The organism is Butyricimonas faecalis (assembly GCF_003991565.1).
GTDB classification, from domain to species: Bacteria; Bacteroidota; Bacteroidia; order Bacteroidales; family Marinifilaceae; genus Butyricimonas; species Butyricimonas faecalis.
In genome coordinates this window covers 2637711-2656934 of record NZ_CP032819.1, presented here as the reverse complement: position 1 = coordinate 2656934, position 19224 = coordinate 2637711, and the positions used below count along the sequence as shown (strand labels likewise).

Annotated in this window: 26 protein-coding genes and 2 pseudogenes; 23 read left to right on the top strand and 5 right to left on the bottom strand. The window is 50.0% G+C overall.

Annotated features, from left to right (window positions below; translation table 11 throughout):
• Window positions 1-52: 52 nt before the first annotated feature.
• The gene (locus D8S85_RS11665) at window positions 53-973 is read right to left on the bottom strand and encodes a DUF5119 domain-containing protein (protein WP_127075091.1); all 921 of its coding nucleotides are present in this window, start codon (window positions 971-973) and stop codon (window positions 53-55) included.
• A pseudogene (locus D8S85_RS11660) lies at window positions 970-2191 on the bottom strand (DUF3575 domain-containing protein). Before D8S85_RS11660 ends, D8S85_RS11665 begins: the two are co-directional and overlap by 4 nt.
• A gap of 303 nt (window positions 2192-2494) precedes the next feature.
• Here D8S85_RS11660 and D8S85_RS11655 point away from each other — a divergent pair.
• Entirely contained in the window at window positions 2495-3556 is a 1062-nt protein-coding gene (locus tag D8S85_RS11655) for a helix-turn-helix domain-containing protein (RefSeq protein WP_015545978.1), read from the top strand.
• A 128-nt stretch (window positions 3557-3684) separates the two neighbouring features.
• Here the strand turns inward: D8S85_RS11655 and D8S85_RS11650 are convergent, their stop codons facing one another.
• Entirely contained in the window at window positions 3685-4041 is a 357-nt protein-coding gene (locus tag D8S85_RS11650; RefSeq protein WP_077153011.1) for a beta-barrel fold lipoprotein, read from the bottom strand.
• Window positions 4029-4265 (bottom strand): hypothetical protein, encoded by a 237-nt coding sequence (locus D8S85_RS11645; RefSeq protein WP_127075089.1) that lies wholly within the window; start codon window positions 4263-4265, stop codon window positions 4029-4031. Before D8S85_RS11645 ends, D8S85_RS11650 begins: the two co-directional genes overlap by 13 nt.
• Window positions 4266-4355: 90 nt before the next feature.
• On the opposite strand from D8S85_RS11645, the gene D8S85_RS11640 reads away from it, so the two are divergent.
• From D8S85_RS11640 to D8S85_RS11540, 21 genes and pseudogenes are all read left to right on the top strand, one after another.
• On the top strand, window positions 4356-6128 hold the full coding sequence (locus D8S85_RS11640) for a DUF3945 domain-containing protein (protein ID WP_075965624.1): 1773 nt from the start codon (window positions 4356-4358) through the stop codon (window positions 6126-6128).
• Window positions 6129-6176: 48 nt separating this feature from the next.
• Window positions 6177-6440, top strand: coding sequence for a DUF4099 domain-containing protein (locus D8S85_RS11635; RefSeq protein WP_075966082.1), 264 nt, complete (start codon window positions 6177-6179; stop codon window positions 6438-6440).
• Window positions 6441-6533: 93 nt separating this feature from the next.
• Entirely contained in the window at window positions 6534-8633 is a 2100-nt protein-coding gene (locus D8S85_RS11630; protein WP_077153013.1) for a type IA DNA topoisomerase, read from the top strand.
• A 195-nt stretch (window positions 8634-8828) separates the two neighbouring features.
• Entirely contained in the window at window positions 8829-9065 is a 237-nt protein-coding gene (locus tag D8S85_RS11625) for a hypothetical protein (RefSeq protein WP_055300465.1), read from the top strand.
• An 11-nt stretch (window positions 9066-9076) separates the two neighbouring features.
• Window positions 9077-9400, top strand: a complete 324-nt coding sequence (locus D8S85_RS11620; RefSeq protein WP_159441746.1) for a hypothetical protein — start codon at window positions 9077-9079, stop codon at window positions 9398-9400.
• 12 nt (window positions 9401-9412) lie between these two features.
• Complete coding sequence (locus D8S85_RS21890; RefSeq protein ID WP_075965632.1) at window positions 9413-9628, top strand: hypothetical protein; 216 nt, start codon at window positions 9413-9415, stop codon at window positions 9626-9628.
• A gap of 33 nt (window positions 9629-9661) precedes the next feature.
• The gene (locus D8S85_RS11610) at window positions 9662-10636 is read left to right on the top strand and encodes a PRTRC system protein E (RefSeq protein ID WP_075965633.1); all 975 of its coding nucleotides are present in this window, start codon (window positions 9662-9664) and stop codon (window positions 10634-10636) included.
• A gap of 3 nt (window positions 10637-10639) precedes the next feature.
• The gene (locus tag D8S85_RS11605) at window positions 10640-10861 is read left to right on the top strand and encodes a PRTRC system protein C (RefSeq protein WP_075965634.1); all 222 of its coding nucleotides are present in this window, start codon (window positions 10640-10642) and stop codon (window positions 10859-10861) included.
• 719 nt (window positions 10862-11580) lie between these two features.
• Window positions 11581-11823 (top strand): annotated as a pseudogene (locus tag D8S85_RS22265) (hypothetical protein); the annotation flags it as partial.
• A gap of 15 nt (window positions 11824-11838) precedes the next feature.
• Window positions 11839-12039, top strand: coding sequence for a hypothetical protein (locus D8S85_RS11595; protein ID WP_005832102.1), 201 nt, complete (start codon window positions 11839-11841; stop codon window positions 12037-12039).
• Window positions 12040-12050: 11 nt separating this feature from the next.
• A complete protein-coding gene (locus tag D8S85_RS11590; protein WP_009276377.1) occupies window positions 12051-12548 on the top strand; it encodes a hypothetical protein in 498 nt (165 codons plus the stop codon).
• A 20-nt stretch (window positions 12549-12568) separates the two neighbouring features.
• Window positions 12569-12883, top strand: a complete 315-nt coding sequence (locus D8S85_RS11585) for a hypothetical protein (protein WP_005647143.1) — start codon at window positions 12569-12571, stop codon at window positions 12881-12883.
• A 12-nt stretch (window positions 12884-12895) separates the two neighbouring features.
• The gene (locus tag D8S85_RS11580) at window positions 12896-13264 is read left to right on the top strand and encodes a hypothetical protein (RefSeq protein WP_005647142.1); all 369 of its coding nucleotides are present in this window, start codon (window positions 12896-12898) and stop codon (window positions 13262-13264) included.
• A 20-nt stretch (window positions 13265-13284) separates the two neighbouring features.
• Complete coding sequence (locus tag D8S85_RS11575; protein WP_005647140.1) at window positions 13285-13572, top strand: hypothetical protein; 288 nt, start codon at window positions 13285-13287, stop codon at window positions 13570-13572.
• A gap of 90 nt (window positions 13573-13662) precedes the next feature.
• Window positions 13663-14592, top strand: coding sequence for a hypothetical protein (locus D8S85_RS11570; protein WP_005832104.1), 930 nt, complete (start codon window positions 13663-13665; stop codon window positions 14590-14592).
• A gap of 37 nt (window positions 14593-14629) precedes the next feature.
• The gene (locus D8S85_RS11565) at window positions 14630-15217 is read left to right on the top strand and encodes a hypothetical protein (RefSeq protein WP_005832105.1); all 588 of its coding nucleotides are present in this window, start codon (window positions 14630-14632) and stop codon (window positions 15215-15217) included.
• On the top strand, window positions 15214-15846 hold the full coding sequence (locus D8S85_RS11560) for a hypothetical protein (protein ID WP_005832107.1): 633 nt from the start codon (window positions 15214-15216) through the stop codon (window positions 15844-15846). The genes D8S85_RS11565 and D8S85_RS11560 overlap by 4 nt, the downstream gene beginning before the upstream one ends.
• Window position 15847: 1 nt before the next feature.
• Complete coding sequence (locus D8S85_RS11555) at window positions 15848-16057, top strand: hypothetical protein (protein ID WP_005647134.1); 210 nt, start codon at window positions 15848-15850, stop codon at window positions 16055-16057.
• 12 nt (window positions 16058-16069) lie between these two features.
• Entirely contained in the window at window positions 16070-17092 is a 1023-nt protein-coding gene (locus tag D8S85_RS11550; protein WP_005832109.1) for an LPD29 domain-containing protein, read from the top strand.
• A 10-nt stretch (window positions 17093-17102) separates the two neighbouring features.
• The gene (locus D8S85_RS11545) at window positions 17103-17501 is read left to right on the top strand and encodes a hypothetical protein (protein ID WP_127075087.1); all 399 of its coding nucleotides are present in this window, start codon (window positions 17103-17105) and stop codon (window positions 17499-17501) included.
• The gene (locus D8S85_RS11540) at window positions 17470-18180 is read left to right on the top strand and encodes a hypothetical protein (RefSeq protein WP_005832111.1); all 711 of its coding nucleotides are present in this window, start codon (window positions 17470-17472) and stop codon (window positions 18178-18180) included. Before D8S85_RS11545 ends, D8S85_RS11540 begins: the two co-directional genes overlap by 32 nt.
• A 60-nt stretch (window positions 18181-18240) precedes the next feature.
• Here the strand turns inward: D8S85_RS11540 and D8S85_RS11535 are convergent, their stop codons facing one another.
• Window positions 18241-18585, bottom strand: coding sequence for a hypothetical protein (locus tag D8S85_RS11535; RefSeq protein WP_008777488.1), 345 nt, complete (start codon window positions 18583-18585; stop codon window positions 18241-18243).
• Window positions 18586-18906: 321 nt separating this feature from the next.
• Here D8S85_RS11535 and D8S85_RS11530 point away from each other — a divergent pair, with 321 nt between their 5' ends.
• On the top strand, window positions 18907-19197 hold the full coding sequence (locus D8S85_RS11530) for a DUF4120 family protein (protein WP_005832116.1): 291 nt from the start codon (window positions 18907-18909) through the stop codon (window positions 19195-19197).
• The last annotated feature ends 27 nt before the right edge of the window (window positions 19198-19224 follow it).

The window sequence follows — 19224 nt, the reverse complement described above, 5'->3', positions numbered from 1 at the left end:
TGACATAGCGTTTACCCGGCATCCAATCCGCACTGAAAACTCAAATATCCGTTTACAACACTATATCCACATTCACATCATCCCAATCATCAACGTCCACATCAAATCCCGGACCGCCATTTCCCGGCTCGGATGGTACCTCATAATCAAAATTCAACACCAGATGCACATCACCGATATGCCCCGCTACCGGGACATCATGCACTTGGTCGCTCACGTCCTGTTCCAATACAGACATGCTGCCGGAACGGTTCTTGAGATACAGCCGGAAAACATTGGGCTCTCCTTCAAGTGCGGAATGTCCAAACGTATAGAATCCGCCTATAATCTGATTCCGTGAAACCATTCCATCAAAGAGCAGGCTCTCCGAAAGACCGGCGGGCAAACTGTCGCCGGACATGTTAAGCGAGCCGGACATGCCGGAAAGAGCGGCCCGCAAATCCGCCACCCTGTCCAGTCCCCGAAGACCGTTCACCTCATACGTGTAGTGACATACCATGTTTACGGGAGTTAGCCGTATTATCTTCGTGCTTCCTTCCGGAATGTCCTTGAGGATAACTCTGTCTATATGGTCGCCACACAGCCAGGGTGGGGTGACGGCCATTGTCCGGTTATCCGGCGACCGAACATCACGCGTATCGGCAGTAAAAAGCGTGTAACTGCCGTTTTCTTTCCAAACCATCCCGTCGGTATCGTAGTTGAAGCAAATTACCCGGTAATCATTCTCGGGGAGCTCCACTTCCCCATCCTCTCCTCCGGGGAAATCAAATATCCACGTGTTGCTTTCATCATCGGTCGGATAAAATACGACCCTCATGCCTTCAGGCTTGTCATGATTGGAAATCTTGGTCCAGTCGAATATTACCCGCACCGTGGCAAAGTGCGGATGATCGTAACATAAATCCTTATGCTCACAAGCCGTCAGTCCTATCCATAAAAATATGAACACCAGACTAAAGCGTATCCGTATCACTGCCTGCCTCCTTTCTTCCGGCTATAATTCCCCCGCCCGATCAACCACACCAAAGAGATACCCGCCTTGGTCGGGCCGAACCAGCGGCGGTTTTTAGTGGTCTGCCATACATAGTGACCGTCCAAAGGGATGTATTCCTTGTACGCTCCTCCAAGGTAGCCGATTCCCAACGTGAAATCCACATTGAACCGATGTCCCACAGGTAACGAGTAGCCGTAAGCCACGCCTCCCCCGTAACTCCATTTATCCCCCAAGTAACCTTTCCCACCCAATTCGAAATCATAGGTGACGATCTGCCCGTACAATCCGACATGATGCCCGGAAAACGGTTTTTCCACCGCTCTCCGACCGAACCAGCGGCGCAACTCCACATCTCCCCCATAGATACGCCAATAATTATGCTTCCGATCACTTTTCCACCAGGCATACATCCAATTCCCGGCCACAGACCAGTTCTTCCCCAAACAGAACTCAACCCCGATGTCAGGTATCAAAACAGCGTCATAAAGCAAGTTTGTTTTCACCGCCATGCAAAACGGCCGTTTCTTTACCGGAGCTATGACGGTAACGGTATCACGGATGCACAACGTATCACGTGTATGTATATATACCGTATCTCTGACGGGATTCATCGGATCACTATCATAGCATATTTTCACCATCGACGAACGAAGTTTCGGAAAATGGAATTTATACAAATATGAGTATGGCCTCCCCCCTTTCAGTCTTTTCAGTTCTCCCCCCCCAATAAGGGCTGTCCTGGTTTTCCAAACGGACGATCTTCTCCAACAAACGAAGGACATCCTCCCTCTCCGGAACATTCACATCCGCTCTCACCATCGTTATAAGTCCGTTCCAGTCGCTTCCCGAAAAATGAAAATCCCTCTCCAATACCGGAATCTTTATATAAGGTGATATATACCGCCACAAAACCTCTGCTCGTTTTTCAGACAGCCTTCCATTCAACAGCCCCCCTCCTTCCGGGGAAGCTCCTCCTATTATTTGAATTTTCCTGATAAGACGGACGGAGTCGTTCAATGCGGAACAGATTTTAGCAAACCGCTCCATCTCGTTCCCATTGTCAAGTAAACATGTATCTATATTTACCTTTCCTTGATGAAAATAGATCCTTACCGAATCACGCTTCTCCTGAGCGGATATTTCTCCGCTTATACTCAACACGAGCACGAACAATACACATTTAATATAAAAAAACATCTTTTCGTCATTTAATCATTTGTTAATATGACAATCCAAACCCAGGCTTTTACACCCCTTGAATTTCGACCGCAAAATACACACTTATAAACCAGCTTCCAAAGCAAAAAACAAACATTTTAAACTTATAAATACTTAAAAAGACAACCACACAACAACTACAACACTTACCACAGCAGCCAATCATGCTTACACAACAATTAAAAATACTTAACATCATAAAGAAAAGTACTTAAACATACAAAAAAACAGTTATCTTTGCAAGAAACATCATACTTAATAACACTTAAAACAATAAAATACATGATATTCAGCACAAAAGCCGCCTCTTTTCTAAGTTCAATAAAAACTCAAACTTACGACAAAAAAGAAAGAGAAATGATAATAACGTATCAACAAAAACGAGTCTTTCATCTATCCCTGCTCATGCTGGTCTTATGCGCACCCATATACATATATTCAGTTCCATTTCCCAATGAACAGTTTTATTATATTAACAGCGTATTATTCCTGTTTATCATTATGTGCACTCTCGCTTATTTTAAAAAGAGAGTAAATCTGACCACGACCTTTTCCATTATACTGATAGCCATACATATCGAGATTTTTATCGAAATAATTTATTGCTCAATATGTAGCGGATATGAATATAGTTATCAAAGAGCATTGATAATGAGTAACATTACTATCTCTCTCTTATTTACCATGCTTTCCATCTGTGCCTATATGAGTAATATCTCCATCCTATTGTCCTCCCTTACCATAGCTTCCTATACAATCTGCACACTTATCACCGACGAACCGTTCCTATACAGTTATCTGCCTTTGATCATCATCATATACACCATGATCCCCTTATTAGGAAGATCCTTACACAGTAATATCAGCAGCTTGCTAAAAAGTAGCAACTTGCTAAAAGAGGAAGAGGAAATGCTTTTGAAACGTCTCCAAATGAAAAAGGAAGAACTATTCGCGTTCGCCGAGTTGTTAAGCGAGAATAACCCGGAAGAAAAGACAAGCTCCCTGTTAAACATAATAGGGGAACAATCCAAAGAAAATCTTTTTACAGCCCTTGCCGCATACCAGAAAAAGGAAAAAAGTAAACTTGATACAATCAGGAGAATATATCCCAATTTATCCCCGTCCGAATTAAACATCTGCCGTTTAATACTGCAAGACAAGACCGTCAGCCAAATATGCGAATTATTACATCGGAGTAGCGGAAACATAACCAGCCAACGAGCGAACATACGTGCCAAACTCGGACTGAAAAAAAGCGACAATTTAAAAGAAGCATTACAAGAACGCATGAGGCTGTATGAAGAAGAACACCACCGGCAAGAGGAGTTTTCAGCCATGCGTTAGGGATTGCAGAGTAAAGCCCACAGCCTTTAGGCGAGGACTTGAAACGTAAAGCCCGACCGTCCCACGGGAACGCCCAAAAGAAAAAAAATCCCCCGAACATTCATCCGGGGGACATTCAGGTCGTCACGTCAATTATAATACAGATTAAGATCATCCATACCGATCTCCTTCCCGTCCCGGAAAGAAAGGCTCTTTTTCTCGATCTCCTTTCCGTTCTTGTAAACGGTCACAACCCACTGCATCGGCTCGTTCACGACACCGTCCTCCCCGTCCACGACACTACCGGAAACGGCGAACTCGATCGCCTTTCCCGTCGTGGTTAACGTCACCTTTTCGACGGCCAGTTCTTCATCGCTTAGAATCAACGGGCTTGCGAGGCTTTCCCCCGTCGCCCCGTCTTTCAACCGCGTACCGTTGGCGACTACCACGACCGACTTAATGAAGCTGCGGAAATCTCCCGACTGCTCGATCGTTACCTCATACATCGCCCCTTTTCCTCCCGGTTCGTCGTCGCATAATTACAGTTTTTCCTTTTCTTCCGTTCGGCAGTGCGTACCGCCATGCCCTTGTCTTTCCAGCCTGTTCCCGTCTTTTCCCTTTTCTTTCTCGTCCCTTGTTTTTTCTCCTTTTCCTGCCGTTTTCCCACGCTTTTTCGCTCCGTTTTCTCCGGCCTGCGGTGTAATGTGATGACACATGGTGTAATGTGCATCCTAACATATTGCAAATCAATTATTTATCAATTTTTCTCCTATATATTTGCGGTGACAACATGAGTTATCAACACTAAAAATCAAAAATTATGGCAAAGAAAAATGCAAGGGAAGAACCCCCGAAACCGCAGGTCTCCGAAAACGAGCAGATGAGTGACATCGTGTTCATCCTTGACAAGATGGAACTGATTCTGGAAGCGGTGTCGCAAATCGGACAGGACGGAAAATTCAACACGGTAGCCGCCGACAGGCAGAACCGGAACTCCTTCCTGAAGATTGACCGCTATGCAGACGCCTTCGAGAACTTCATCAAGAACTTCTGGAGCCAGCTGAAAGACCCGACACGCTTCGGAATCCTCTCCGTCAAGGAAGACAGGCTGGACGACCCTGCCGTACAGCAGGCCATCGAGGACATCGCCGCAGGAAAAAAGACAAAAGCCGTGGAGGAATTTCTCAAGCAGTACGAGATTGTTCCGCGCAACAAGGAAAACCAAAGTATCAACCCCAAAAACCAAGAAGAAATGGCAAAGAAAAATGAAACCCAGCAGCAGGCTGCCGCAGCTGACAGCCAGCCGCAGAACCAGTCCCCCCAGTACCGTTACAACGAGTCCATGATCAACTGGGAACAGCTCAAGAATTTCGGAATCTCCCGTGAATACCTCCAGGAACGCGGACTGCTCGAACAGATGCTCAAGGGCTACAAGACCAACCAGGTCGTGCCCATAAGCATGAACTTCGGCTCGGCCGTACTGAGAACGGACGCACGTCTGTCCTTCCAGCAGTCCATGGCGGGCGAAGTGGTGCTCGGCATCCACGGTATCCGGCAGAAACCCGACCTTGACCGACCGTACTTCGGACACATCTTCTCCGACGAGGACAAGAAGAACCTGCTCGAAACGGGCAACATGGGGCGTGTCGTGGAACTGAAAGGACGCAACGGGGAATATATCCCATCCTTCATCAGCATCGACAAGCTGACCAACGAGGTGGTCGCCATGAAAGCGGAGAATGCTTTCATCCCGAGGGAAATCAAGGGAGTGGAACTGACAGAGCAGGAGCAGAATGACCTGCGTGAAGGCAAGAAGGTCTATGTAGAGGGCATGATCGCCAAATCCGGCAACGAGTTCAACGCCTTCATTCAGGTGAATGCCGAACGCAGGGGTGTCGAGTTCATTTTCGAGAACGACAAGCTCTTCAACCGCCAGACACTCGGGGGCGTGGAACTGACACAGAAACAGATTGAGGACCTGAACGCTGGAAAAGCCATCTTCGTGGAGGGAATGCAGCGCAAGGACGGCGAGGTGTTCTCCTCCTACGTGAAGTTGGACGAGGCGACAGGCCGCCCGTCCTACACCCGCTATAATCCGGACTCTCCGGAAGGCGCACGCGAAATCTATATTCCCAACGAAATCAACGGGGTGAAGATTACGGCGGAGGAACAGCAGCAGCTCCGTGACGGCAAGGTGATTTTCCTCAATGACATGGTGAACCGCAAGGGAGAGGAATTCTCCTCCTTCATCAAGGCCGACCTGGAAACGGGACGCCTGAGCTACTCCCGTACGCCGGACGGCTTCGAGCAGCGCGAGGATTTCAAGATTCCACCCAAGGTATGGGACGTGGAACTGACCAGACAGCAGCGTGCGGACCTGCAGAGCGGAAAGGCCGTGCTGGTGGAAGGCATCAAGGGATATGACGGGAAGACCATCTCGCAGTACGTCAAGGCGAACTTCAACCAGGGGCGTCTGGACTTCTACAACGAGAATCCTGACCGCAAGCGTGATGCCTCGCAGCGCAATGTGGTGGCCAACAGCCAGCGACAGGAACAGGGAAACCGCAAGTCAAAAGGTGCGAGCATTGCCTGACAACAGGTTACTGAAAAATGAATGTTGAATCAAAAAAAAGAAAGAAATATGAAAAAGGAAAACGGAAACGACATGCCTTTCAAGGCTGATGAAGTGAACTGGGACGAACTCTCCGGTATCGGTATCATGAAGGACGAGCTGGAACTCTCCGGCGAAATGGACACCCTCCTCAGGGGAGAGAAAACGAAAGTGATGTCCCTGAGCCTCGTGCTCCTCGGCGTGGACGTGGTGATGGACGCCACGCTCCAACTGGTCCGTAAGGGCGAGTCCCCGCTACTGGAAATCCAGGGAGTGACACCGCTGGGCAAATAATCTGGGAGCAATTATCAAGTAAACCGATGTCTTACCGCCGTTTCCTGTCTTCCGCATGGAAAACGGGAAACGGCTTAATTTTTATCTTACAATATGATAGCAATCATCGCAGAAAAGCCGAGTGTAGGCATGGACATTGCCCGTGTAGTCGGGGCTGATACAAGAAATGACGGCTACTGTTCCGGTAACGGATATATGGTGACCTGGGCACTGGGACACCTCGTGTCACTGGCCATACCGGACACTTATGGTTATACGAAAACGGCGGAGGAGGACTTGCCGATGCTGCCGGACCCGTTCCGCCTGGTCTCCCGACAGATGCGCACGGACAGGGGAATGGTTACGGACATCGCCGCCTCAAAACAGCTGAAAGTCATAGAAAGCGTGTTCAACCGCTGTGACAGCATCGTCGTGGCTACCGATGCCGGTCGTGAAGGGGAACTTATCTTCCGCTGGATATACGACTTTCTGGGCTGCACGAAACCGTTCAGACGCCTGTGGATCTCCTCGCTTACTGACGAGGCCATACGAAAAGGTCTGGAGGAACTGAAGGACGGCTCGGAATACGACAGCCTGTATACCGCCGCCGACAGTCGCGCGAAGGCAGACTGGCTGGTGGGCATGAACGCCAGCCGTGCCCTGGCCATCGTTTCCGGCTCGTCCAACAACTCGATCGGACGGGTGCAGACTCCGACGCTCGCCATGATATGCAGCCGCTACAGGGAGAACCGCAGTTTCGTATCCACACCATACTGGCAGCTGCATGTCACCCTCAATGGCGGCACGTCACACCGCCGCTTCTTCCATCCCGCGACCTTTGACGACAGGCAGAAGGCGGAAGCCGCCTACCGCAGTCTCTCTCCCGATTCTTCGGCGACGGTCACGAAGGTGGAGCGCAGGAAAAGCCTGCAACAGCCGCCGTTGCTCTACGACCTAACGGCACTCCAGAAGGACTGCAACGTGCACCTCGACCTGCCCGCAGCAAAGACGCTGGACATCGCCCAGTCGCTCTACGAGAAGAAGCTCATTTCCTACCCGAGAACGGGAAGCCGGTATATCCCGCACGATGTGATGGCCTGCGTGCCCGGTCTGTTGGAAAGGATAATGGCCATGCCCGAATTCGCCACAAGTGCCGGAATCCTTGACTTTGCGCGTCTCAACACCCGTAGCGTGGACGACCGTAAAGTGACGGACCACCATGCTCTCATCACGACCGGCATCGCACCCGAAGGGCTTTCCGAAGCGGAGGAGGCCGTCTATACGCTGATAGCCGGACGTATGCTGGAGGCGTTCTCGCCCTGCTGCGAGAAGGAACTGATTCTTATGGAATGTCGCCTGGACAACATGGATTTCCGCTCGAAAAGTTCCCTTGTCGTCAGTCCGGGATGGCGCGGCATCTTCTGCAGGAAAGAGGACAGGCAGGACGACGAGCCGGAAACCGACGAGGGTACGGCCGTATTTGCCGAAGGGGACACGGTTCCTGTTTCAGGATTCGGACTGTCCCAGAAGAAGACCGTGCCCAGACCGCTCTATACCGAGGCCACGCTGCTGGCAGCAATGGAGACCTGCGGCAGGGAGATAGCCGACGAACAGGCACGCGAGGCCGTGAAGGAGCTGGGCATCGGCACGCCCGCCACAAGAGCCGCCATCATCACCACACTGTTCAAACGTGACTATATCGCCCGCTCCGGCAAGAGCATCGTCCCCACGGAAAAGGGACTCCATATCTACGATGCGGTGAAGGACATGCTCGTGGCGGATGTTTCCCTGACAGGAAGCTGGGAGAAGACCCTGCTCCAGATAGAGCGGCACACGCTCGGACCGGACACGTTCATGGCATCCATCACGGACTACACCCGCAAGGCTACCCGTGAAATCCTGAACCTCAGCCTTCCGGCGGCAGCCGCCCGCACATTCACCTGTCCCAAATGCAAGACCGGACACATTATCGTCAGGGAAAAGAGTGCCCGTTGCGACAATAAAGGGTGCGGACTGACCGTGTACCGCAGATTCCTGAACAAGGAACTGACGGACCAGCATCTGGAACAGCTTTTCTCCTCCGGTTCCACACGCCTTATCAAGGGATTCAAGGGAAAGAAGGGCGTGGCTTTCGACGCTTCGGTCACCTTTGACGCCGGGTTCACCCTGACACTCTCGTTCCCCAAAAACGGGAACGGCAGGAAAAGGAAATGATGAAGCCATCCCGATTCGCGGGGCAAAGGTCGCAGCCCGCCCGTTTCCACCGGCAAGGTCAGGCCTTACGGTTTCTGGGAAAAATCATCCTCGCCAGAGGCTCCGGTATTTTTCCCGAAAACCTTGCCTGTGGAGGCGGACTGCAAGAAAGCCCCTGAAACCGGGAATGGCATTCCCGCCAAACAAATGAAGATTATGAAAGCAAAAGAACGTATCAGAAAGATAGCGGACAGCAGATGGGCAAGGACACTCGCGCTGGCCGTAACAGCAGCCATCATATTCAGCTGGCTCTATTCCCACGGTATATCGCCTGTATGGACTGCCGTGGCCATCATCTGTTTCAGGGGACTCTTCAGGTTCCTCTACCGTATAGCCTGTTTTCTCGTGGCATTGGCAATCATTCTGTGCATACTGAGTTTTCTGGTCTTCTGAAATCTGACGATATGGAACATGCACGGAATTTATCATTGCAGCATAAGGGAGCTGTCCGGGAGCGGGCGGCTCTTTTTGTATCCGTCACAGCCGGAAATGACACGGAAAGAAAAAGGGAATGGACGGAAAACACAGACATTGGCAAACCGAGAACTACAGGGCAAAGTTGGCAAACGCTTCTTGTCGGACGGCAAGGTCAGGCCGCAAGCGGTTTCGGAAAAAATCATCCTCGCTGCGCTCCGGTATTTTTCCCGAAAACCCTGCCTTTCCGGAAGCATTTGCCGTTGGGCCCTTGTAGTTCAACGGGCTGCCAAAGCCCGGGTATTCACAGTTAAAAATTAAAGAATATGCAACAAGCGATCATCACAAGACAGTCACCAGCTCCGATAGGGATGCCCGTGACAAGAAGACCAAAAGTACACGTCCCGCAACCGGCAATCAAGCTGCCGCCAAGGGGAACCACAGGTCCCGTTCACATCTCAAAGCTGCTGAACCCCGTTCTGGAAATATGCAGACATCCGGATAGGAACAGGCTGCTGGCTGAATTATTCAGCGAATATTGAAACACATCGTCTAATCATTTAATATCTGAAATTATGTTTTTTACAGCAATCCACCAGATGATGACGGAAAGCGTGGACCTCACGATCGTCATCCGCAAGACAAACGGACAACTGACCGTTTCCACATTGCCCAAATCGAACGGACTCAAGGACGAGGCCCAGAACCACATCGTGCCGCTGACTGTCACGGGCACACCGCAGGAACTTGACACAGGATTCCTGCAGGCAGTCACAAGACCGATACAGAAAGCGTGCGGGCTGATCTCCAACATGGCACAGTTTGAGGCACAGGCGGACAAGGCCGCCGCCAGCAGCAAGGCCGCCAAGGAAGCGAAATCCAAGGAGACGAAGGAAGAACGCGAGAAACGGGAGAAGTACGAGAAACTGATGAAGAAGGCGGAAGAACTGACAGCCGCCAGGAACCATCGGGAAGCCGTCAGCGTGCTTACACAGGCGAAAGCACACGCGAATGCCGCCCAGTTGAAGGAAATCGAGGAGAAGATAAAGGCAGCCGACACGGAAATGAACCGGGGAAGCCTCTTCGACCTAATGGAACAGGAGGCACAGCCGGAACCTTCGGTACAGCAGCAACAGCCACACTCCCAACAGCCAGTATACACACAGACACCGGTACAGAGAAATCCGCAACCGCAACGTCCGCAACAGCCGGTACCGCAGAGACCACAACAGGCATACACGCAGCATCCGCAACAGCCAGGAATATGGCCACCGCAACAACAGCCGCCACAGCCGCAAGCAAGACCGCAGATACAGCCGCACGCGCAATACGTACAGCTGACAGGCGGACAGCAGCCTTCCCAACCTCAATATCCGCCGCAGCCTGAAATTCAGGACTGGCAGGAAGAACGGTTCATGCAGGAGGACGAACAGCAACCGTACCTCTCCGATCAGGAACACCCCGCATACAGTGAGAAGGACTACGAGGAATACATCGATTTCCCGCAGTCCATGCTGGAACCCAAGTATTCACCTTATCAGACAGTTTAAGACATGGCACTCGAAATTAAAGGAATGACACGCTCATTCAGATTCAAGAAAGGAACAGAGTATATTACTCTTCAGGACCCGGATCCGAACATCTCGCCGGACATGGTCATGAACTACTATTCGAACATGTACCCGGAACTGACGACGGCTACCGTTCACGGACCGGTCATCAGGGAGGACATGACAGAATATGAGTTCAAGACAACTATCGGAACAAAAGGATAAAGGATATGGCAAAGGACTACAGAAAAAAGAAGAAATCATGTGTACCATTGGACGGATATCAGGCGGAACAGCTCGCGAGACTTATCATTGCGGAAACCGAAAGGAAGGTGCATTACGGCACGGAAAGGAAGAAACGGATTGCGGCACCCAGCGGTGCCGTAATTCTTTTCTGAACACCACATTCACGCCGATGCCTCCGCCGGAACTGTTCTCGGAAAGTCCTGACGGAAAGCCGTGCAACCTGATCACGCGGGAAAACTACGAGTACCTGCGTGATTCCTTTTTCAGATATGCGAGTCTTATGAAAAAGGAAGCGGTACATGCACCGGGACTCACAATGGCGGAAGGAATAACGAGACTGCATGATGAAATGAGCGACCTTGTCGGCAATGACATGAATGTAAACATCGAGCAGGATGGGGAAAGACTCATTTTCCGTCTCTGGAAATGCCACAGATGGGGAGAACTTACGCTGTATTACTTCCCTGTGAAATTTGTGGAAAATCTCGGGCCGGAACTGAGACGCATATCTGTCACCTTCATCCACAACCTGATGCAGGCAAACGGAATTGACACCATACTGGACGAGGATGACACGGAATATGCGCTTACCTGGCTGGCTGAAGAGAATGACGACGAACAGGACGACAGGAAAAAACGGCTGAAACTGCTGCATTCATACGAGAAAGGCAGGATACACAGTCTGCTCAGGAGAGTGGAAAGAGCTGAAGGACGTGCATTATGTCACCTACAAGGACTCCGTGGAGCAGAACCTGATGGCGCTGGTGCTTACCAAAGAGCGGCTGAACGAGTTCATCAAGACGGGCGAAGTAAAGGAACAGTCGGAAATCTTCGAGGAGTTCGACGTCACCATGTCCGTCATCGAGAGCCTGCTGGTCAGGGAACGGGACAGCGAAGGCAAGATACACATCAGCTGGGGAAGCCAGCGCATCATGAACTGAAAAATGGAAAAACAAATGAGAAACCGCAGATTCCATTCCACAGGCAAAGGTAGCCCGCCCCCTTACCGGCAGGGCAAGGTCATGCCGCAAGCGGTTTTCGGGAAAATCATCCTCGCCGGAGGCTCCGGTATTATCCCGAAAAACCCTGCACTGCCGGGGTGCGGACCTTTTGGAGCCTGTGGAATGAAATCCCCGGTTCCGAATCATAAACTATAATGAAGAATATCATGGACTTGAATCAGGCAGAAGTGGCAGTGACCACGCAGCATCTCATAGACATGGGGCAGGAAAAAGACAACCTGCTGCAAATGTCCGACTTCGGCGACATGGGGGAATTCCTGTGCACCTGCTCCGAACTGTTTCCCGAAGAGGAAACTCCGGAATACAGGTACACGAGATGGGAGGAAATCCCGGACCTGCTCATCAACCGGGAATGGCTGTGTTCCAACTTCTTCGAGATAAGGGAGGCGATGGAACAGCTGGAGGAACCCGACAAGGATTGCTTCTTCGACTGGTGTGACCGTTACGGGCATGACATCAGTACGGAAGACCCGCACCTGCTGGTGGCGCACTATATCGAACTTTATGGAAATGCGGCCTATATCGACGATGAGCCTTGCCCGGACAGCGGGGATGACAGCCTGCTGTACTATCCGGGCATATCAAGCAACTATTTCGACACGGGTATTCCCCGCTTCGAGGTATTCGATGACAATTACGATTAAAGCGTATAAACATATACAAGATGGAAATCAACTTCAAAGGACCGGTAATGCCGGTTGACCCCTATTCGCAAATGGCGTTTGTGGAGATACTGAACATTCTCCTGACGGCAGGGCACATCGTGGATGTGAACAGGTTCCTGATAAACAGGAATGCCAATCCGCTATTCGGCTCGTTGTCAGGATATTTCAGATGGTCATTCTCCGACAACCACTTTACCCTGTGGCAACGGGTGGAATACAACTCGCCGCTCTGCTTCAGCCGGCGCATATTCAGCATCCATTTCGGGATGCTGGCAAGCCGTGACAGGAAAAGAGACAATACGGTAATGAACTAAAAACATATCAATATGAGTCACCAGGTAATTACAAGAATGGCATACAATGCCAAAACCAAGCAGATAGAAACTTGGCAGCATTCCAACAACGTGTGGCCGACAACAGACCATTTTTATGCATTGGATGTGAAAACAGACGAACAGATGTTTGAATTCATAACATTGATAGCAAACGGATTGTGGCAAGGGCGCAAATGGCGTAAAGCATTCAAGACACTTTTTGAAGAATATCCGGAATTGGTCAGGTCCTCATACGAGCACGAGCTTAGAGGCCAACCTTGGAAGGCATACTGTGCCATTTGCAAAAAATATGAGGAACTTGCCCAAAGCAAATGCAATGAAATAGTTGCGCGATTCAGGCAACTTACCGGGATTGTCTGACCCAAACAGATGCAAAATATATGGAAGAGATAAAGATTTCAAACAGACAAATCGCGCTGATGGCTTTCGACCGGTTGCGCAAGGAAGACAAGACAGATTCCGCATTGAAACTCGCACGGTGTATGCTGCATGGCACAAGCATATCTCTTGGCATAGGTGATATCGACTGGGAGATAGACAGGGCAATACAGCAGTGCGGAGGAGTGCCAAGAACAGGATACAGATACACGGCTTATTTCCACTTCAACCGGAATACGGAAATGGCAAAGGAAATATATGACAAGATCGTGAAGGAACTGTATGGTTAGGAAACAACACGGAGGCGGCTTGAAGGCCGCTTCCGTCATTTATAACGGTATGTACGGGAAAAGGAATCCTGCCGTACACAGGTAACAGAAATGGATGAACAGAAAACATTGACATTGGATTTCATCAAATCCCTGATGGAACCGGCCTATACACTAATATGGACGGACTACAATGACAATCTTGACAATCATTGCGGACTGATTCAAAAATGCCTTGACAGCAAGAGCCGCGAACATTTGTGGGAAAAGGCAGACGAGTGGTACAGCGATGCCGAATGGGAAGCTGTCCGTGAGATTATTGCGAAACTGAAAGAGGAATGTGCCGTATTCCATGACTTTGACGGGGAAGCGGTCGATGACTTCTTCGATGAATACGAAGATGAAATCCGTGACGAGATTTACAGCCGCAACGATTCGGACGTGGTGAAGGAATTGGTAAGGCACACGGACGACATTCCTATCCGTGTGGAGATGCTTTCCAACTATGACTGCATCAACTCCAACTGGTTTGAATCGCAAGGCGGTTACAGGTACGAGGAATCCTACTTCGGGGACATGGTGGACAGCCTGAACCTCAATCCGGCGAGAGTAAAGAAAATCTTGACAGAGCACGGCTACAGGGCTTACGGGCGTTTCCCGAACCGTAAGAACCGGAACGGCAAGGAGCAGGTTTCCTACGAACAATTCTACGAGGAACTTATCAATTCCTGCTGCGGGGCGAACCTGCTGACTTACATCGGCAGGGTAAGCCTGAAAGAGCTGTATGAAGCCGACTTTTCATTGAAAGAGGTCATTATCCCCAAAGGCAACTGTTGCGGACTTTTCAGTTCGACGTATGGTGGTGGAAGCCTGCTTGAAATGGAACTGAAACGGGACGTAAAGCTGAAATTGGAAGTCAAGGACTATCATGGTTTCCGCTTCCGGCTGGATGACGAACGTTCCAAATATGACTGTTCGGTCCGGCATGTATATGGGGTGGACGACTCCTTTTTCGGAGATGCGGTTCGCATTGTATCCTGATAAAATCAACTAATCAACAATCAAATCATAGAAGATTATGGAAAAATACGATGTAAAAGTAAGGTACATCTTCGAGGGTACTTACACAGTGGTGGCGGAAGACCGTGAAGAAGCGGAAAGCATGGTGGCGGAAGACTGCGGTCTGGTATTGGGCGGCAACATCCACACAACGCGGGATGACGATGAAGTGACGGACTGGAAGTTCGGTTGTCATCCGGACTTGCAGGTTCTCTCCGTAAGGCAGCGAGGCGGGAAATCCCCCATGTCGGTGTTCGGAGACAGGATCGAAGAACTGCGAAAAGACATCATCGAAGCGATACGGCAGTTGCTCCATGACCATGCCATGAACGCGATACGGTTTCCGGAAGAGGATTATGACCCGGTCTGGGTGATATGGTTTGGCAAGAACGGAGACCCCTACGAATGCAGGGTGACAGGACTCCGGGTAACGGACAGCAGCCTGACCGTCCTTGCCGAAGAGAAAGAAAGCGGTGATGAAGTGGAATGTTACAGCCCGTTCGAACTCGGAGCCAGTAACATCGACTGGCTTTCCGGAATGTATGAGGCTGTATGGCAGCAACTGGAAGAGAGCAAAAAAGTAGAACCACAAACTGAAGAACAATGAAATATCAAGCGGAAAACGCAGTCTCCAGCTTCTTCTACTATATGTGGAACGCCTGGAGCAAGGAAGAATGCAAGGCCGTATTTGGAGATATGTACCGGCACTTCTGGGATAAATGGTCCGCATTGGCGGACAAGTCCATATTCGGCGCGGCGGAACGGTTCTTTGCCGAGTTATCGGAAAACAACCAGAAATTGCTCGTGGAACGTGCCGTTACACTCTATGACGGCAGGGCTTTCAGAAAAGAGCCGGACGATTCCGACATCCTTGTCTGTAAAGAATGCGGTTCACGGCAGTTGGAAATCCAAGCATGGATAAACGCCAATACGGATGAACGTATCAGCTATGTGCATGATGACAATAACGGGCTGTGGTGCGATGGGAAATGGTGCGAAGAATGTGGCGTTCAGGTCTTTTTCTGTACTAAGGCGGAGTTCACACAAAAGATGCAGGGCTGGTGGGAGTCGTGCGGTTTTGAAACAAAGGAACAAATCACAGGGTTGAAAGTCTGTGACTCTCCGCCTTCCGAAAACACGCAGACATTCATTGATGCGGCAGACCAATGGTGGAACAGCCGGGACTACGAACATAAACGGGAAATTTACAACAGGTATAATTCTAAAAACGAATAATATGCAGATTAACATCATTGAACAGATTAGCAACTCATGCAGTTGCAGCCATATGGAAGCGCAGGAATACTTGGATTCTGAAATCCGGTACCTGCGCGAGTTGCAGGAGGCGGACGACCTGAGGGAAGATGACATCGAAATGGCGTGCAGCAACCTCGGACTTGACCTTGACAACCAGGAATATTTTATCAACCGCCTCGCAGGGGCATAAATACCTATAGCTATGGCTTATTTTCATAACATACATTCATTGGCGGACCTGAAGAAGGAATACCGCCGTCTGGCATTGCAGCACCACCCGGACAAGGGTGGCGACACTGCCATCATGCAACAGGTGAACACCGAGTTTGAAAGGCTTTTTGAAGTCTGGAAAGACAAACCGGATGTCTCTGCCGCATCAACCGGGTATGAACATGACTATTCGGGTGCCACGGCAAAGGAATATACCGAGTACGTGTATAATGAATACCGTTGGAAAGGTCGCAACTACAAAGGGCAACATGCCCCTGAAATCGTAGAACTTGTGAGAACTTGGCTAAAGGAAATCTATCCGAGATATAAGTTCTCCGTCAGACGGGAGAACTACAATTCCATTTACATCAAACTGATGAGCGCGGACTTTGAGGCGTTCACCAGGGAATCCGGCAAAGTACAGGATCATATCAACCACTACAACATAGAGCGAAACCCCGATCTTACAGACCGTGCCAAGGAGGTGATGCTGAATGTCTGTGACTTTGTCATGTCATACAACTTCGATGACAGCGATGCGATGACGGATTATTTCCATACCAATTTCTACCTGACATTGGCTATAGGGAGTTACCGGAAGCCTTACAAGGTGGAACTGCCGAAACTTGACTGTAAGGGGAAGGACAAGCCGGAAGTGTTCAAGCATCCCGAAGGTCCGGCACACAAGGCCATCAGGCAGGCGTTGGGCACAGCCCGCTTTGATTTTATCGAGCACAGGAGGCATTCCGGCGAAATGATATTCGGAGAAGACCATTACGGCTCACACGGAGAGCATTATTTCTGGCCGAAGGATTATTCAAGCGCGAAACTGGCTCAGAAACGGATCGACAAATTGGAGAAAGCCGGTATTCGGTGCAAGCTTACAGGCTATAACGGCGGTTACATTCGTTTTATCGGCTACACTCCCGAAGCAGAAGCGTTACTGGAGAAGGAACGACAGGAATACATCACCGCCCATCGGCAATGGCAAACCAAACAGACAGTAATCAATTAAACTTATCAATATGGAACCGAACAATTTGAACGAATGGTGGGGCGGACAGCCCGACGGACTGAAACAGGCATTCTCTCTTTTTCCCGATGGACGGTGGAAAGAGGCGGACCTGTATTTGCGAATCAATATCCGTAACTACTGCCTTCTGAAAAAAGGAGGGCTGCTTCCCGAAGACAAGGACCGCTCGATGCTCAGCGAGATTGTCTGTGAGCTGGCCGATACGGAGCTGTGCCGTGCAAATGGAAAGACACTCGAAGACATGTGCGATACGGACGGGGCTTTTCTGGAAGAGTACCAGGAACTGTTCAACCGGATATACGATGAACTGGAAATGAGAATTACGGATTATATGAACGGACAATCAAAAAAATGTAACAATGAAAGCAAAAGTGTTCAAGTACAAGTCTGACGGGAATACCGTCGTGGCTTCTTATATGGAACTGGAGCCGTATGCGAAGAATGTATATCTCTCCCTGTCAAGAAAGAACGAAGACGGGAATGAAGACGATGACTGTTTCCATGTGGTCTGCCGGATTGAAAACGTTTATTTTTCCAGCGGGCAGTATTCACGCCGGTTTCTCAAGGGAGAAGATTGCAGAGAGGAAGCCGCCACCTATTGCAGGAACTGGATTGCGGATACGCTTCAAAGTGCGGAAAGAGGAGCCTTCGTCAATTTGATCTCCGTTCGCGTGTTCGAGGCTCTCGGACTTGACACCACTTCCCTGGTGCAAGCCCGTGAGGAATATAAAAGAATACAGGAGCAGAAACGCAGGGAGCAGAAGGAGAAAGAGGCGGAAGAGCGCAGAGTGCAGGAAGAGCAACATCAGCGGCTACTCAATGAACAGAAAGAGAAATTCCTGGACGGGGAACGGATCACGGGAGAAATGTTCGTTGAAATCACCGGAAGGGACGGTTTTGACATCCATATCAGAACCAAAGGGACATTCAACAGGCATGTGAGGGGCATTGACAGGAACGGCACCGTCAGTTTCCGGAAAATCAAGGGCTGCCGGACTCCGGACTTTACCGGATGCCATAAGGCCGTGTCCGCCTATCTGGCGTTCATTACAGAAAAAGAGGGCAAATAATTAAATCCGGGGCGGTAACGGTCTGCTCCATGCAGCTGTTACCGCTACCGGCTTCCGGCCTCACAATTCACGGTTCAGCGCCATTGCCAGCGGAAACATCAACCGGTTATAGGCTTTAAGCTTTTGCAAATTCAGTACATATCCGGCATAGGGATTGGTCAGATCGGTATAGAAGAATACATCGGTAAATCCTGAGTGTTCCTCCACGACTTCACCCTCCAACGGAATCTCCTCCACATTGAACCGCTCCAGAGGCAGTTCTTCCAGACGGGTCTGTTCCGCATTTCCCAACACATTGAGGTTACGGTTAAACAGCACGAATCCTTTCTTCCTGTAATCCACACGCATACCGTACGGACGCTCCACAAGGAAAGCATCCGCCGCTTTCTTTATATAGTTTTCCATAAAACTGAAATTAGAATTGCAAAAATACATCTTTTGTCCGGCAATGGCGAACAAATCAGGAAGAGAATCGCCACAGACCATGCAAAGCACACTACCGTGTATTTTATTTCCCACCCTGCAAAGGTAGTCCCGTGTCCGGTGTACCCTGTCAAGGTCAGGCCCCTTGCGGGGTTGGCTGAAAGAAAATCATCCTCGCCTGACGGCTGCGGTATTTTCTTTCGCCAAACCTTGCGGGTACGATCACGGGACAGTCTGGCAGGCGAGAAATAAAAATACCGGCTCCCGGAGCCGGACGTGTTTAACAGATAAAATTCAAAAGTCATGAAAATCCTGAATGAAGAACATTTCGAGAATGTAAAGCGTTATGCCGAATCCATCGGTGACACCTCGCTCCAAAAATGCCTGGAGCGGTTGAAGAGCTGGGAAGAAAATCCCGACCATCCCTGCGAAATCTCACTCTACTATGACCATGCCCCGTACTCGTTCGGCTTTACACAATGTTATCCCGACGGAAGGACAGGCATCGTGGGCGGTCTGCTCTATCACGGAATACCGGACCGCTCTTTTGCCGTAACACTACAACCGTTCCACGGATGGCAGATACACACCTGATAAAAGACAAACGACAGTATTAACTTC